Source organism: Phycisphaerales bacterium (assembly GCA_040221175.1).
Classification (GTDB): domain Bacteria; phylum Planctomycetota; class Phycisphaerae; order Phycisphaerales; family UBA1924; genus JAHCJI01.
Map to the genome: position 1 here is coordinate 347,212 of JAVJVK010000001.1, position 15,796 is coordinate 363,007.

Consider the following 15,796-nt stretch of genomic DNA (forward strand, 5'->3'; position numbering starts at 1 on the left):
TTCAGTTGTCGTCACCGTCGATGATGCCCTCGCGGCGATACTTCTCGCGGTAACGGTCCCGCAGCACGGTCTGCTTGTTGCCAAGGTCGACCGGGGCGCCGTCGATGAACGCCGCCTCGATCGTCGTGGTCATCTCCAGCGGCGTGCCGTCGGTCAGCAGCAGCGTGGCGCTCTTGCCCACCTCGATCGTGCCATAGTCCTCGCCGATGCCCAGGATTTCGGCCGCGTCGCACGTGATCGAGGCCATGGCGTCGGCTTCGTCGAAGCCCAAGTCTCGGCCATACGCCACGGCCATCGCCGCCTCGTAGGGCAGGTTGCGGACGTTCTCGTCGACGTTGCCCGGCGCCAGGCACCACCGCAGGCCCGCGGCATCGAGCCTGGCCGGCAGCGTGAACGCTTCGTCGTAGTCGCTGTCGTTGCGACGCGGGAAGGTGTGCACGCCCTCGGCGATGACCGCCACGTCGTGCTTCTTGAGCAACTCGGCCAGCAGCGGCGCATCGCGACCACCCTGGATGATGACCTTCAGCCCGCGTCCGGCCGCCCACGAGACCGCCGACTGGATCCGCTCGACGCTATCGGCGTTGATGATCAGCGGCTTCTGGTCCTCGGCGCCGGGCAAGACGGCCTGCATCGCCTCGAGCCTCAGATCCACGGGCGTGGCCGGGTCGGCAGCCCGCGCGTCGCGGTAAGCCTCGGCCGTGTCGAACAACTCGTCGACGCGGAGGATTCGCTCGCGGATGTCGTCCTGGGAGAGATTTCGACCGCCGCCGAAGGGGCTGTGTCGATCGCGCACGCTTGGCCAGTTGAGGATGATGCCCGCGTTGGCGTTGGCGGTCATGTCCTCCCACGTCCAGCCGTCGAGCTTGATCACGCCCGCCTGCCCGCTCACCAGCCCGCCGGTGGGAAAAGTACCCGCCAGCAGGATGCCGTTGCTACGCGCGACGGGCAAGAGGGTCGAATCGGGATTGACCGCGACAACGGCACGAACCTCGGGCTTCACGCTGCCGGTCTCGTTGTAGTCTCGCATGGCGCGGACCGAGCCGATCTCGGTCAGCCCCAGCCGCGTGACGGCGGCAATCATGCCGGGGTACACGTGCTTGCCCGTGCCGTCGATGATCCGAGTCGTCGCGATGAACATGCGCTCGCCCGAACCCACGCCGGTGATCTTGCCGTCCTGGAACATCACCCAGCCGTCCTCGATCGGCGCCTCACCCTCGACCATCGTGTGAATGGTCGCACCCGTGATGGCGATGGGGTGGTCGGGCACCTCGCCGCGGGGCGTGAGGTCCTGGGCCAAGCCGGCGGCCGCCAGCGCGAGGGTCGTCAGTGTTGCGATAGCCGTGCGCATTAGCGGGCCTCCCGTTCCATCATCTCGAGGTACTCGGTGGGAATCACCCCGCACGCGCCGCACATGCTCGCGCCCGCGCCGGCGTGCCCGTTCTGGCCGTAGAACCAGGCGTAGATGCCCGGCCGGCCCGGCTCGTCTTCCTGCCGCTGGGGCTCGTCTTCCTTGGGATCCAGGCCCTCGACATCGTCATCGCCGTCGGCCTGCTTCTTCTTCAGCCTGGCCTGCTCGCGCATCAGCTTCTGGATCAGCCGCTCGCGCTCGCTGGCAATGCGCTCGCGGTGGGCCTTGTCCTTCTCGATGCTGAAGTACTCGCGCCCATCGACGAAGACACGCTCGGCCCGGCTCATGGTCGAGAGCGGATCGCCGCTCCAGATCACCAGGTCGGCATCCTTGCCCTTCTCCAGCGAACCGACGCGGTCGTCGATGGCCAACTGGATGGCCGGATTGATCGTGACGAACTTGATGGCTTCCTCGGGCGACAGCCCGCCATACTTGACGGCCTTGGCCGCCTCGACGTTCATGCGCCGCGCCAGTTCGTCGCTGTCGCTGTTGAAGCTGACGTTCACGCCCGCCTCGTGCAGGATCGGCCCCGCGTACGGAATGGCGTCCTGCACCTCGACCTTGTACGCCCACCAATCAGTAAAGATGCTCGCGCCGATGGCGTGCTCCTTCACAGCCTCGGCCACCTTGTAGCACTCCAGCCCGTGCTGGAACGTGCCGATCTTGAAGCCGAACTCCTCGGCCACGCGGCAGAGCATCAGGATCTCGTCCTGCCGGTAGCTGTGGCAGTGGATCAATCGCTCACCCTTCAGGATCTCGGCCAGCGCTTCCAGCTCGGTGTCGGTGCGGCCGCTGGCGGTCTTCATGCCGTTGTCGGCATACTCCTTCGCCGCCACGAACCGATCGCGGATGAGCGTCTCGACGCCCATGCGCGTCTGCGGGTAGCGGCTGTTGAAGTCGCTGCCCCAGTTGCTCTGCTTGACGTTTTCGCCAAGGGCGAACTTGATGCCCGGCTTGGCGCCTTCGAAGTGCATGTCGGTCGGGTGCACCGCGCCCCAGCGGACCTTTTGGATGACGTTCTGCCCGCCAATGGGATTGGCCGAGCCGTGCAACGTGTTCACGGTCGTCACCCCGCCGGCAAGCTGGCGGTACCAGTTCACCGGGTTCGGGTCGGTCGTGTCGCCCATGCGGACCTCGGCGGTCACCGCCTGGCCGCTCTCGTTCGTGCCGGCGCTCCACGTGCCGGTGTGGCTGTGGGCGTCGATGAGCCCGGGCGTGACGTGCTTGCCCTTGGCGTCGATCACCGTGGGGTTGCCACGCCTGGGCGCCAGGCCCTGGCCGACCGCCAGGATCTCGCCGCCTTCGATGGCGATCCACCCGTTCTCGATGATGCCGCGGTCGCTGGCAGTCCAGATCGTGGCGTTGGTAATGAGCACCGCGCCTTGTTCGGGAATCTCGGCCACCGAATACGCGCCAAACGGATAGCCGCCCAGGTCCTCGGGCGGCCACTCGGTTTCGTCGGCCTCGTCCTTCTTCGCTTCTTCCTCGCCGTTCTCGGCTTGGTCATCGGTCGCCAGGCGCGAACCAGAAAATTCGAACGGCCGGCCGTCGGGCCGGGCGCCTGCGCCCATGATCTCGTCGCCGCTGACCGTGCCCGTCAGCGTGAACACGCCCTCCATGCCGAAGGGTTCGTGATCGAACAGTACCGTCAGCGTGTCGACCGACCGCTCCAGCACGGCCTTGGTGCTGGGCTTGTCCTCGCCCTCGGCCACCTCGGCTCCCGGGTCGGTGATGGTGCCCTTGCCCTTGTCGTCGATGGTCAGGTCAAGCCGGAACCGGCCGGCGAGCGTCAGTTCCCACGTGCCTTCCAGCGTGTCGGCCTCGGGCAGGCTGATCTGGTGACGCCGCCCCTCGACCCACAGGTCCAAAATCTTCGAATCCTGCTCGAAGATCGGCCCGGTCGAGACGATGACGTTGGCCAGCTTCTCGGGCTCGATCGTGCCAACCTCGTCGGCAATGCCGAGCAGATCGGCAGGACGCGTGGTGATGGCGGCCAGCGCGTCTTGCTCGCTCAGCCCCATCTCGATGGCCTGGCGAAGCAGCTTGTGGAAGCCGTTGCGGCCGCCGATGCCGCCAGGAATCTTGCTGCTGGTCAGCACGATGTCGAAGCCCGCTTCCTGCAACCGACGCGGATTGGTGGGCGCCTGCTCCCACTCCATCAGCGTGTTGAGGTCGATCGCCTCGGTGTCGGCAATCGCTTTCACGGTGGGCGCCTTGGGGAACCGCAAGGGCACGACGAGCGTCAAGTCGCCTTCTTCGGCTTCATGCTTCAACGCATCGAGCCGCTGGTACTCGGTGCCGCTACCGATGATGACGGCCGGTCGGTCGAACTCTCGCGCCATCGAAATCCCGCGCAGCGCTTCGAGCTCGCCGGGCACGTCAAACCAGAGCGCCACGCCGGCATCCTCCAAGGGTGTCAGCGCGTTGGCGGGCGCATCGTCCTGTTCGGCCTGCCAACGCGCGTCCAGCAGCGTCTGCCGGACGAGCGCAATCGAGCCCATCTGGCTCGTTGGGTACGCTCGGCTGCCCCAGCCGCTGCTCTCGAAGGCCAGCACCTGACCGATGTTCTCGCGGAGCACGCTGGGCCGGTATCCGCTCGCGTCGCCCTGCGGCTCTGCCAGCGAGACTGCCGAGTTCGAGCCGCGGAAGATGCCGCGCTGCGGAGCAATGCCCACGGCGCCGAATCCCAGCTTCCGCAAGCTCTCCCGAGAGCCCGAGTCGATCCAGGGCGCATCGAGTGCCGATCGCTGGGGCGTCACCAACGAACTCCAGTGCACGCCCGGCGTGCCCGGTTCGCCCGGCGACGGAACGTCGACCTCGTAGTAGGCCTCGACGAATGCCGGATACAGGTGCAATCCCTCGGCATCCACGATCGCAAAGCCCGCGGGTGGCGCTCCGCCGTCCCGATCGACCAGCGTGATCCGCCCGTTCTCGATGTACACCGTGCCCTTGAAGGGCGCCTCGTCCGGCCGGGCATGCACTGTGCCGCCAACCAGCGCAAATCGGCCAGGCTCAGCATGCCGCGGACCGTTGGGCCGGTCGGCAAGGGGTGAGTCACTCGTGGTTTGCTGGGTCGGCTGTGCCAAGGCCGCTGCGCCGGTGGCAAGCGCCACGCCCGCGGCGACCAGGCGATGAAAGGCAAGTCGCAGGGTTCTGTTCATGCGGCCAGCATAGCAAGACCACGCACGTCCGGTGTTCCACGATTTCCCGTATACCCGTCGCTAACCCGCGACGCCCGGATCCGCCGGAAGCTCCCGGGCAAACCGCCGCTCGGCCTTGCGCGCCTGGCGAACCCCGCAGGTCTCGCTCACCCTGAGCGTGAGCAGCAGGCCGCCGGCAAAGAAGCCGGCCAGCAGCAGCAGCGACCATGCATCGCCCAGGAATCGTGCGACCAGCCCGAAGCTGACGATGCCGATGCCCCCGGCCAGCTTGTACACCATGCCCCAGAGCCCGAAGAACTCCGCCGTGCGGTGCGCCGGGGTCAGCCGCCCGACCATCGACCGCGATGCCGTCCCGATGCCGCCCAGGGCAAAACCAAGACCGTTGCCCACGACCCACAAGGGCCACTTGGGTCCGCCGTGTGGCCAGACCACCGCGATGCCGACCATGGCCAGGCAACTGACCACCCAGACGATCAGGTAGATCACCACGGTCACCTTGGCGCCCACGCGATCCTGGAACGTGCTGGTCGCGATGGCGGCAATGCCCGCCGTGACGGTAATCTGCGCCACGAACAGCACCAGGTCCACGTCGGTGAAGCCGAAGTCCCGCGCAATGATCGACGCAAAGCCGATGATCGTCTGGACGCCAAACGCGTAGACGAGGAAGGCGATCAGGAACCGCCGCAATTCGCCAAACTCGCCCGCGCCCGCCAGCGACGAGCGTACACGCCGTGCCGCCTCGCGGATCGGATCGGTCAAGTCGGACGCTGGCTGCTGGTCCTTGCGAAGGAACAACCCCGCCGGCACGATGCCAAGCAGGAACCACACCCCCGCGAACACGAAGAACGCCCGCCACGACTGCGGCTCCTTCAGCCCGGCGGCGAGCATCACGCCGAACACCACCACCAGCAGCGCCAGCGCCCCGACGTAGCCCATCGTCCACCCCAGCGCACTGATGCGGCCGATCGTCCTTCGGCTGGAGACGTCGGGCAGGAACGACGCCAGGAAGTTCTCCCCGACCTGGTAACAGATGTTCGCCGGAACGTACAGCAAAGCCGCCAGGAGCACCATGCCAGGCCCCACGAGCCCGAGCGCACACGTCAGCGTGCCGGCGATCACGCCCGTGCTCATGAGCAGCAGCTTCCGCCTGGCGCGAACGTCCCCGTAGGCGCCAATCAGCGGGCTCACCATCACCACCACGAACATCGAACCGCCGTGCATGAGCGACCACACGAACTTGCCGCGTCTCTCGGCCGCCTGCGCCTGGTCGTGGGCAGCTTGCACCTCGGGCGGAGCGTCGGCGTGGTCCAAAGAGCCCTGCTCGATCGCCTGCACGGCTTGTGTCGTCGATTCGTCAAACACCGGCTGCGGCACGACGACCCGCGTCACGTAGATGCTGAACAGCAGCGTGATAATCAGCAGCGTGAAGCTCTGATTGGCGAAATCGAACATGCCCCAAGCCCACACCTCGCGCGGGTTGGGCAGGCCATGGAACGGATTGAACTTCATTCGCCCGGGCCCAGCAGGTGCTTCTTGAAGAAGTCAACCTGGATGTTCTTGGCCTCGTGCGCGTGGCGGCCGAAGCCCAGGTGCTCCTGCGGCGCACCAGTCTCAGGCCACGTCACAAGTTCGACCAGACTCGGATCGGCGCCCCTGGCTTCATAGTGCTTCCGCAGTTGCTCGATGAATTCCCGCTGCACCGAAAAGGGCACCAACTCGTCCGCTTCGCTGTGCATCGCCATGAGCGGCAAGGGCTCGAAACCATCCAGATGCGCCATCGGGTCAACCGCTTCGACGGCCGCTTGGGAGTGATCGACCGGCCACCTTCCGCCGTTGCCTCCCTTAGGAAAGTACAGGCCTTCGAGCCACCCCGTCGTCGCCTCGACGGCCGCGCACGAGAACCCGTGTGGCTCGCACAGCCGCCGCAACGTCACCATGCCGCCGGCCGAGATCCCGCCGATGCCCAGCTTGTCGCGATCGAATACGCCGCCGTGCTCGCCATCCAGCAACGCTTCGATCGCGACGTCAACTTCCGGCTGAGCGAGCCGCAACATCTCGACGGTGCCGTCGGCGGCCTGCAGCGCCGCGTCGGGCCTGTCGCCGTGCCCGGGCAGGTCGATCGCACACACGGCAATGCCCGCCCTGATGAGCCGCAGGTACCGCCCCGAGTCAATCTCCTTGCGGCTCGTTCGCCCGTGCATCCAAAGCACGAGCGGTGCGGCCGCTTCCCAGTCTGGGTGGGCCACCAGCGCCGGAATGCTCTCGGCCAGCGTCACGCGCGTGGTGCGCTCCTCGAGCGCGCTGGCAAGCTTGAGTGCCGAGCCCGGAAACGATGCGCTCATCAGAGCACCACGGCCTGACCGGCCTGCAGCGGAGTGGCCGGGGTGTAGTCGAGCCCCGCGGCGTCCGCCCATGCCGCAGCGCCAGAGAGTTCGAGCGTGCAACCAGCCGGCACGTCGTGACCGCGCTCACGCAGCCATGCCTCGGCCCGCTTGCTCTGCATGTGCCTGGCGCTCTCCACGCTATCGACGCCGGTGGGGTTCTTCGTGGGCGCAAACTCGCGGTCGCGCTCCACCCGCAGCACCATCGACGTCTTGGCGACCGGGATGGCGTCAAAAACGAATCGCTCGAGCTTCACCGCGTTCGGCTCGCCCGGTTCGATATGTTCACCCGTCTGCACGTCGATGTGCGGCACCTTCTTGAAGGCGCGATGGAAGGGCAACGCCGCCTCGCCCGCGTCCTCGACCGAGCGGAGGAACGCCACCGAAGCCGCGTGGATCGCCACCGATCCGGCCTCGAACCGGAGCCGGCCCTGCACGTCGGTTGCGCTGGCCAGTTCCTCGGGCAGGTCGGAGTACTCGACCACACGCGTCCGACCATCGCTGCGGGCAAAGACGCCGACCTTCTCGCCTGGGTTGGCCTTGGCCACCATCTTGCTCGAAAACTCGCCCGAGCTCACGGTGCCGCCGGCGCCCGCGTGGCCGCCAAGAAACACGGGGTCGATCGGCGTGACCAGCGGGTTGTCGACCTGGAAGTAGCTCAGGTGCTCCACGCCTTCACGCTCCAAGCGGTCGAGTTCCTGGCTTCGGACCAGCGCCCGAATGACGCCGCCGTGGCCGTCCGGATTCGTCGCCAATTCGCCCTTGCCGGCAAGCAGCAGGCGGCCTGTTTGCGGGCAAAAGCTCGGCATGACGCCCTGCTGGAAGAAACGTAGCTGGTCGCGATCGAGCCCCAGCCAGTCACGATCCTCGAAGAACGAGAGCGTCTGCTGGTGGTTCTGTGGGCTGGTCATGATCAACCAGGGGATCGGCCGCCCCGACCATTCGCCGGCGGCGCGGAGCTGGTCGGCAAAGATCTCGAACAGCGTTCGGCCGCTGGCCGGCCCGATTGGCAGCGTGCCCTTGGGCCCCTCGAAGCCCAGCCGCGTGCCCTGACCGCCCGCCACCGTCAGCGCCGCAACCTTGCCGGCCTTCACCATCTCGAGCCCGGCGGCTCGAGCTTCGGCGGCGTCCAGTGCGTGGTCGCCAGAGATCCCATTCACCCCACACACCAGCGGCGGCTCGAGCCCGTCCAGCACCTCTGCCGCCCCGGCTTGTCGATACCGCTCGATGACCCCTGGGAGCGCTTCCCAGTCCACGCCGGACAGCTGACATGCAAACGCTGCCTTGCCCTCACGGCTTAACTCGCCCACGAACGTCAACAGGTGGCCCTGCCCGGCCGACTCGATGGCCGGGGCAAGGTCTTCGAGCGTGGTCTGCGCAGGCGGGGAGGTGGTCATCGCGTCGGTCTTCCTCTCTCGTCGGGGTCACTTTGCTCGGCTCGGGCGATGGTAGAGCCCCGTGGGTGGTTTACGATCTTCGCATGCCCACCCACGCCCACACGCAGACCCAGGCCACCAACCCCATCACGCATCCCTCGCGGCTGCCCCTGATCGCCCCGTCCATCCTGGCCGCCAACTACGCCAGGCTCGGGGACGAGTGCCGAAACGCCCTGGAGGCCGGCGGTGACCTGCTGCACTACGACGTCATGGATGGGCACCTGGTGCCCAATCTCGCCCTGGGCGTCGACATGCTCGCCTCGCTCAAGGCCGACCTTCCCGACGCCTTCTTCGACGTCCACCTGATGATCGAGCGTCCGGACTTGTTCGCAGAACCCTTCGCCAGGGCCGGCGCGGGTCACCTGACCTTCCACATCGAGGCCTTCGACGGCAACGAGGCGCGGGCGCTCTTCGACAAGGTCCGCGGCCTGGGCATGTCCGTCGGGCTGGCCATCGACGGGCCCACGGCGATCGAGAAGGCCGACGATTTGCTGCCGCATTGCGATCTGGTGCTGATCATGGCGATCCGGGCGGGCTTTGCCGGCCAGGCATTCGATCCCGCAGCCCTTCAGAAGATCCGCTACGTGCGTGAGCGGGTGCCCGAGGCGACCCGGATCGAGGTCGACGGCGGCGTGGGGCCGGCTCAGGCTCTGGACCTCTTGGAAGCGGGGGCCGACGTGCTCGCCGCGGCCTCAGCGGTGTTCCGGGTTTCCCCGGATCGTCGGTCGGCGGTCATTACCCAGATGCGGGAGCCAAAAGGCAAGCCGTAACGATCAAAACGACGGCCGACGAGGTTATACGGTCGTACGCACCGCATTCGGCGATCAGGAATCGCGAGGAATGCGATGCTTGAACACTGGGCCGAGCGTATTGACACGGTACAGTTTGGGTTCCCGAGGTTGCGATCGGGACCCCGCCGGGGACGGCATCGGGCGCGTGCCCGCGGCCACCACCGGCTCTGCGAGGAATGCATGGCTACGCCATCGGAAGTGCAACTGCTGCTGGTGCGGTGCTCTCGGACCGAATGGGACGAGAACGGCCGCTTGGGCGGTGATTGCGACCTGCCCGCCTGCAAGGCCTGGGGTGAGGAACTCACCGCCGCGCTGCGGGACCAGGACCTCAGCGCCATCACCGGCATCCTGACCAGCCCCGACGAGGCCTCGAGCCAGACGGCCCACCACATCGGGAAGCTGACCGACCGCAAGGTCCGCACCATCGACGACTTGCGCGAGATCGACCTGGGCCTGTGGGAAGGCCAGCGGATGGACGAGTTGAAGGACCGATTCCCGGGCGCCTTCAAGCAGTGGAAGGAAGACCCCACGTCGGTGGTCGCCCCCGAGGGCGAGTCCTTTGCTGATGCCGAGATCCGACTGCTCAACGCGCTGGCCAAGGGCCTGGACAAGCTCAACGGCAAGGGGCGCAACGTCGCGGTGGTGGTCCGGCCGATGGCCTTCCACGTGTTGCTTAACCGACTCCAGGGCCGCGACGTCGTGGAAGGGTGGGACTCGACCGCCGCCGGCCCCAAGCTGGCGTCGCTGCGGGTCAGGCGAGACGAGATCGTGCCCGCCAAGGCGGTGTAGCACGACCCGCCCGGGCACGTCCGAGAACAAAAACTGAATCTCCGGAGCCTCGATGGCCAACAATCGGTCCATGGCATCTTCCACGACCGCCAAGCCGCGCACCTGGTCTGACCTGAGACCCGAACGCCGCAGCCAGGTGCCCGAGGGCCTCTGGCTGCGCTGCCCGGGCTGCGAGCAACTGATCTATCGCAAGCAGATGGAGGCCAACCTCCATGTCTGCCCCGAGTGCGGACACCACTACCGCATCCAGGCCGGCGAGCGCATCAGCCAGCTGGCCGACCAGGGCAGCTTCGAGGCCATGTTCGAGGACCTGCTGCCCAAGGACCCATTGAAGTTCGAAGACCTCAAGCCTTATGCCGGCCGGTTGCAGGCCGAGCAGAAGCGCACGGGCCGGCACGACGCGGTGGTGGCCGGGGTTGGCTTCATCAAGGGCCGTCAGGCGGTGCTTTGCTCGCTCGACCTTGGCTTCATGATGGGCTCGATGGGCAGCGTCGTGGGCGAGACCGTGACGCGGTCGATCGAACTGGCTACCGAGCGCAAACTTCCGGTGATCGTGGTAAGCTGCTCGGGCGGCGCCCGCATGCAAGAGAGCACGCTGAGCCTGATGCAGATGGCCAAGAGCAGCGCCGCCCTGGCGCGCCACGACAAGGCGGGCGGGCTGTTCATCAGCGTGCTGGCCGACCCGACGACCGGTGGCGTCACGGCGTCGTTCGCCATGCTGGGCGACGTCATCATCGCCGAGCCGGGCGCGCTCATCGGGTTTGCCGGTCCCCGCGTCATCAGGCAGACCATCCGCCAGGAATTGCCCGAGGGCTTCCAGCGGTCGGAGTTCTGCCTGGCGCACGGGCTGATCGACAAGATCGTGCACCGGGCCGAGCTGCGCAACGAACTCGCACGCCTGATTGACTACGCCGGCCTGTGACCGCCCAGGCTCGCAGCGCCGCACTCGTGCGCCCGAGCAAGGGGTTGCACTGGGCGCTCTTTGGCGGCGCCGCCGGACTCGCGTACGCCATCTTCGGCTTGATGGCCGGCGAGCCCCTGGCATGGTGGCCGTTCGCGCTGCTCGCGCCCGTGCCGCTGATGGCCATCGCCATGTTCGCGGCCAAGGCTGGACGACGGGCCGTGTGGCGCACCGCGGCGGGCGCGTGGGTGGGCTCGCTCCCGCTCTGGGTCATCACGCACGCCTGGATGTTCCAGGTGTCGCCGGTGGGTTTCTTCCCTGGCATGCTGCTGCAAGGCGCCTGGACGGGCGTCTTCGTGCTCCTGGCGGCCATCGCCGTGCGCGGCCGAGGCGGACTGGTATGGACGTCGTTTGCGCTTGCGGTGACGTGGTCGTTCGTGGAGGTGTTCCGCGGCAGCGTGCTCTTCGGCGGCTATGCGTGGTTGCTCCTGGGCCATCCGATCATCGACGCACCATTTGTTTCGGCAAGCGGTGCGGTGGTGGGGGCCTACGGCGTGGGCTTCGCCCTTGCGCTGAGTGCCGCGGCGTTGACGCTGCTCTTGCGTTCCCGGGAAGAATGGCCCCGGCTCGCAACGGTCGCGCTCGGCCCGTGGGTGGCATTGGTGCTCCTGGCTTTCCTGGCTCCCCAACCAGGCTCGCCCCTTGACGCCCGCGTGGCCATCATCCAGACCAACGTGCCGCAGGACAATCGGATGGCCTGGTCGATGGAGGACCAGGTCCGGCTGTTCGACGAGTTCGCGGCCATGACCGCGTCGGCGCGAGACCGGGCGGACCTGGTCGTGTGGCCCGAGACCATGCTGCCCGGCCCGCCGCTCAGCCCGCAGGCCCTCGACGAGATGCGTCGCTTCGGGCTGGTGTACGTGGTTGATCTTCCCGGCCGGGACCGACTGGAGGCGACCTACTTCGCCGATGAAGCCATCGCGCTGCACAGGGCGTTGGGCGTCCCCATGATCGTGGGCGCCACCGGCATCGACAGCCTCAGGCTCTCGACGGCCCCAGATGGTTCGGTCATGCAGGAAGACGACGGTCTGTACAACAGCGCCCATCTGCTCGTCGGTGGTGGGCTCGCCGCATCACGATACGACAAGCTGCGTCTGACTATTTTCGGAGAAGTCCTGCCGCTGGTCTCGCGTTGGGACTGGCTCGAGGAGAAGCTGCTGCTCATCGGCGCCGGCGGCATGCGATTCGACCTCGATGCGGGGAAGCAGCCGACGTGGTTCGACGTACCCATGCAGGATGGCAGCCTGCGCATGGGCACGCCGATCTGCTTCGAGGTGGCGTACGCGGGCGTGTGCCGGAAGTTGGCGCGCGGCAACGGCGATCGGGTGGATGCATTGGTCAACCTGACCAACGACGGCTGGTTTGCGACCAGCGATGCCGGCCGGGCGATGCACCTCAAGCTTGCCCGGTGGAGAGCGCTCGAGAACGGCGTTCCCATCGTGCGGGCTGCCAACACGGGCATCTCGGCGATCATTGATGCCCGGGGCGGCATCGCAGACGCGCAGATCGACTACCCGGGCGGTCTCGGGCGGCATTCGGTCGCCACGGCCGGGCAGACGTTCGCGACGCGGACGCCGCAGATTGTGATCGGTCAGATGCCCGGCCGGACGGTTCGGGCCACGCCCTTTTCTGGGCTGGGGTTCCTGACGCCGTGGCTCTTGTTCCTCCTGGGGGTCGTGGTGCAGGTGCGCGGCCTGGGTTCGGGGCGTCGGCCCGCATGAACGGCTGAACCGGGTGGGGCGCCAGGCCGTAGGGTCGGGTTCGTGGACTCAAGAACGACTGCACGTGCGAAGGGACGGTGAACTCGATGGGGCGGACGGCGACGCTGGCAGCGTGTATCGGGATCTCGGTGGCCATCGGCGTGGGCGGTTGTGCCGGCGGAGGCGGTGGGCGGGCCGCAGATCAAGGCGTTGCGCCGGACTCGGTCGAGCTGTCACAGGCACGTGAGGCCGCCATCGAGCAACTCGAGCAACTTGCCGCGCATGCTGACCCCGTCATCCGAGGCAACGCCCTCGAAGCGTTATTGGATGCTCCGGGACGAGCCTCGCCCTTGCTCGAACGGGCGCTCGGCGACCCCAGCCCCGGCGTCCGGGCGACGGCGCTGACGGGCATTGGCCGTGCCCAGCGAGCTGAATTGGCCCAGTCGGCCAAGCCCCTTTTGCGGGATCAATCGCCGTGGGTTCGCCTCAGCGCGGCCTATGCGCTGGCGGCCAATGGGGACTCGAGCGGCACGCAGGAGATCGTGCGAGCGTTGATGAACTCAGACGACCCTCGCCTGCGCGCTCAGGCGGCGTTCGTGCTGGGCGAGTTGGGCAATCCGTCAGCCCTGCCCCTGCTTCGCGAAGCGGCCGCTCGCCCGATGCCCCTGGCCCCGGAGGGTCGGGTGCGATTGATGAGCCTCCAGTTGAGCGAGGCGATGGTGAAGCTGGGAGACCAAGAGCAGATCCAGCCGATCCGGGCGGCGCTCTATCCGGCTAGCGCCCAGGAACTGGAAGCCACGGCGTTGGCGGCTCGGATCCTGGGCGAAGTGGGCGACCATGCGTCGGAGACGCAGTTGGCATTCCTGACTGCCCGGCTGGACGAGCGAGGCAACATGCTCCCGCCTGAGGTTCGTCTGGCGGCGGTGTATGCCTTGGCGCAGCTCGGCAAAACGCAGGGCGACGCCATCGCCATCGCGTACCTGGATGATCCACGGGCATCGGTTCGGGGTTTGTCGGTACTCGCGCTGGGCGAGATTGGTAAGACCCGTCACCTGGACAAGATGGGGTTGCTGCTGGCAGACCCAGATCCCTCCGTGCGGGTTCATGCCGCGGCTGCTGTTGTCCGGCTGACACGACCGTGATAACCTGTGCCCTCTCCGGGCGAACCACGTGGTGAGTGCCGGGGGCATGGGTAGCGCCGGAAACGGCCCTGCCGGCCTGCTCGGATGGAGCCGCAGGCAACCTTGCAGGCCCCGGGGGCGTATCGACGCTCACCTCGGGCCTTGTGGGTGCGGAAGCGTCGGCTCGCTCGTTCGGGCGGGCCTATGAGGAATTGGTTGGCAAGACACGGGCTTGCATTCGATCTGGATCGAATCGAGAGTTGAGCGAGCAAGCGAAGGGCGTGGGATTGCGCCCGAGGGAATGGGACCGACGGAAACGGTCGCCGAAGAACGAACGTAGCGGGCGAACACGGCACGAATCTCGGTGGCCGGTCACACGGAAACGCCGGGCGAGCACATCGGCCATCACACGGGCCTACGAACGGCCAAAACACGGGTTTTCACACGATGCACACTGTCACGAAGTTCCTCGTACTCCTGGCCGCGGTTGCGGGCATCGCGCTTTCCTCGCTGACCATCGCCTTTGCGGTGAATAACCGCGGGGTGCTGGCCGACTACGACCGCCTGCAAGCCGCCAACGAGGCGTTGCAGGCACGTGAGCAGGAAGCGGCCGCCAGCGCTCAGGCTGAGGCCGATCGCTTGCGTCGCGAGCAGGACGCCCTTCGTCAGCAGATCAGTGCGAGCGAGAGCGAGTTGCTCCGCCTCCGCGGTGAGGTCGGTGAACTGCGTCGCGATAAGCTGACGGCCAACCAGCAGGTGACCACCCTGCAGAACCAGATCTCGCAGCTGAACGAGACCACCCGCATGCTCACCGAGCTGAGCGATCGCTTCGCCGAAGAGGTCAATGAGCTCCGCGGCACCGAGCTTGCCCTGCGTCAGAACGAGATCGACCTGCTGGACCGCATCGCCGACCTGCAGAGCAACAACGAGTCGCTGACGGCCACCGTTCGCGGCCTGCGTGAGCAGATTGCCCGCATGGAGAACGACGAGGGCGGCCAGGGCGAGGCTCTCGCTGGCGCCGACGTAACTACGTTCGTTACCGGCCAGATCATGGAAACCGAGCGTGACGCCTCGGGCGCCACGCTGGCCCGCGTTGACCTGGGCTCGCAAGACGGCCTGGCCCGTGGCAAGCGTCTCTTCATCATCCGCAACGAGGGCGGCAACCGTCGCCTGGTGGGTCACTTCAACGTCCAGTCGGCCGACCTCCAGTTCGCCGAGGGCGTGGTGGACACGCTGGGCCTGGGCCTGACCCCGCGTCGCGGCGACATCGTCGTGTCGGACATCCGCCGCTAACGAAACCTGCAGGGAGCACACGCATGAGTCAGTACGGAATGCAGATGCCCGGCGGGCGTTCGTCTCGCGGTCCCAGCCTTGGCGTCATCGACGCGCTACTGCTGCTTGCGGTCGTGGCGATGGGCTTTGCCATCTTCTTTATGTGGACCGCCGCAGCCGCTGTGAGCCCCGATGGCAAGCCCTGGCAAACCCACGGCGACGGCCCCATCGTCTTGCCGGAATAACCGGTAGAATTGGCCGGTGTGGGCGTTCGGGCAAGGCCTCGGTCTTGACCGCCGAAGCCTAACGGCTATTCTTGTCTCGCTCGTGAGAGCAGCGGGAAACCGCGACAATCTGGGGCGGTAGCTCAATTGGTTAGAGTACCGGACTGTCGATCCGGTGGTTGCGGGTTCGAGTCCCGTCCGCCTCGCTTGATAAGCCCTGCGTTTGCAGGGCTTTATCATTTGGTGCGTCCGGCGTCTCCGGCTCGGAACCGGAAAGTGCGTCTAAAGTGCGTCTTGACTGACCGTCCGACAGGAAGCCACTGAGCGTCTCCCGCGCGACATCGGCGTCGCGCGTCTCGGCCGCGAGGTAGAAGGCCTGCGTCGTGTCGATCTTTGAGTGGCCCATGTACTCCTTGAGCACGTGAATGGGAACCACCCTCGCCATGAACGTGCCATACGTGCGTCGCAGATCGTGGAGCGAGCCGGTCGGCCACTTGACGTCCTTCACCTCGACGCCTCGTCGGTCGGCCAGCAGCTTCCGGGCCTCACGTT

12 protein-coding genes and 1 tRNA gene are annotated in these 15,796 nt (G+C 67.0%); 8 read left to right on the forward strand and 5 right to left on the reverse strand.

Annotated elements, in window-relative coordinates; all coding sequences use genetic code 11:
• Nucleotide 1: 1 nt before the first annotated feature.
• Genes RIE32_01480 through RIE32_01500 form a run of 5 tightly spaced genes read right to left on the reverse strand, consistent with a single transcriptional unit; the run spans nucleotide 2 to nucleotide 8,347 of the window.
• Nucleotides 2–1,348 (reverse strand): amidohydrolase family protein, encoded by a 1,347-nt coding sequence (locus RIE32_01480; protein MEQ9094916.1) that lies wholly within the window; start codon nucleotides 1,346–1,348, stop codon nucleotides 2–4.
• Nucleotides 1,348–4,569 (reverse strand): amidohydrolase family protein, encoded by a 3,222-nt coding sequence (locus RIE32_01485; GenBank protein ID MEQ9094917.1) that lies wholly within the window; start codon nucleotides 4,567–4,569, stop codon nucleotides 1,348–1,350. The genes RIE32_01480 and RIE32_01485 overlap by 1 nt, the downstream gene beginning before the upstream one ends.
• A gap of 60 nt (nucleotides 4,570–4,629) precedes the next feature.
• The gene (locus tag RIE32_01490; protein ID MEQ9094918.1) at nucleotides 4,630–6,078 is read right to left on the reverse strand and encodes an MFS transporter; all 1,449 of its coding nucleotides are present in this window, start codon (nucleotides 6,076–6,078) and stop codon (nucleotides 4,630–4,632) included.
• Nucleotides 6,075–6,911: an alpha/beta fold hydrolase gene (locus RIE32_01495; protein MEQ9094919.1), complete on the reverse strand. Its 837-nt coding sequence runs from the start codon at nucleotides 6,909–6,911 to the stop codon at nucleotides 6,075–6,077. Before RIE32_01495 ends, RIE32_01490 begins: the two co-directional genes overlap by 4 nt.
• On the reverse strand, nucleotides 6,911–8,347 hold the full coding sequence (locus tag RIE32_01500) for a UDPGP type 1 family protein (GenBank protein ID MEQ9094920.1): 1,437 nt from the start codon (nucleotides 8,345–8,347) through the stop codon (nucleotides 6,911–6,913). Before RIE32_01500 ends, RIE32_01495 begins: the two co-directional genes overlap by 1 nt.
• 83 nt (nucleotides 8,348–8,430) lie before the next feature.
• Between RIE32_01500 and RIE32_01505 the strand changes: the two genes are divergently transcribed.
• The 8 genes from RIE32_01505 to RIE32_01540 all read left to right on the forward strand — a co-directional run bounded on the left by RIE32_01505 (nucleotide 8,431) and on the right by RIE32_01540 (nucleotide 15,450).
• Nucleotides 8,431–9,156 (forward strand): ribulose-phosphate 3-epimerase, encoded by a 726-nt coding sequence (locus RIE32_01505; GenBank protein ID MEQ9094921.1) that lies wholly within the window; start codon nucleotides 8,431–8,433, stop codon nucleotides 9,154–9,156.
• A 201-nt stretch (nucleotides 9,157–9,357) separates the two neighbouring features.
• Entirely contained in the window at nucleotides 9,358–9,966 is a 609-nt protein-coding gene (locus RIE32_01510; protein ID MEQ9094922.1) for a histidine phosphatase family protein, read from the forward strand.
• Nucleotides 9,967–10,036: 70 nt separating this feature from the next.
• Nucleotides 10,037–10,888 (forward strand): acetyl-CoA carboxylase, carboxyltransferase subunit beta, encoded by an 852-nt coding sequence (gene accD / locus RIE32_01515; GenBank protein MEQ9094923.1) that lies wholly within the window; start codon nucleotides 10,037–10,039, stop codon nucleotides 10,886–10,888.
• Nucleotides 10,885–12,648, forward strand: a complete 1,764-nt coding sequence (gene lnt, locus RIE32_01520) for an apolipoprotein N-acyltransferase (protein MEQ9094924.1) — start codon at nucleotides 10,885–10,887, stop codon at nucleotides 12,646–12,648. Before accD ends, lnt begins: the two co-directional genes overlap by 4 nt.
• Nucleotides 12,649–12,734: 86 nt before the next feature.
• Entirely contained in the window at nucleotides 12,735–13,769 is a 1,035-nt protein-coding gene (locus RIE32_01525) for a HEAT repeat domain-containing protein (GenBank protein ID MEQ9094925.1), read from the forward strand.
• A 426-nt stretch (nucleotides 13,770–14,195) separates the two neighbouring features.
• A complete protein-coding gene (locus tag RIE32_01530) occupies nucleotides 14,196–15,041 on the forward strand; it encodes a hypothetical protein (protein MEQ9094926.1) in 846 nt (281 codons plus the stop codon).
• 23 nt (nucleotides 15,042–15,064) lie between these two features.
• Nucleotides 15,065–15,265: a hypothetical protein gene (locus RIE32_01535; protein ID MEQ9094927.1), complete on the forward strand. Its 201-nt coding sequence runs from the start codon at nucleotides 15,065–15,067 to the stop codon at nucleotides 15,263–15,265.
• Nucleotides 15,266–15,376: 111 nt separating this feature from the next.
• A tRNA-Asp gene (locus RIE32_01540) sits at nucleotides 15,377–15,450 on the forward strand.
• The last annotated feature ends 346 nt before the right edge of the window (nucleotides 15,451–15,796 follow it).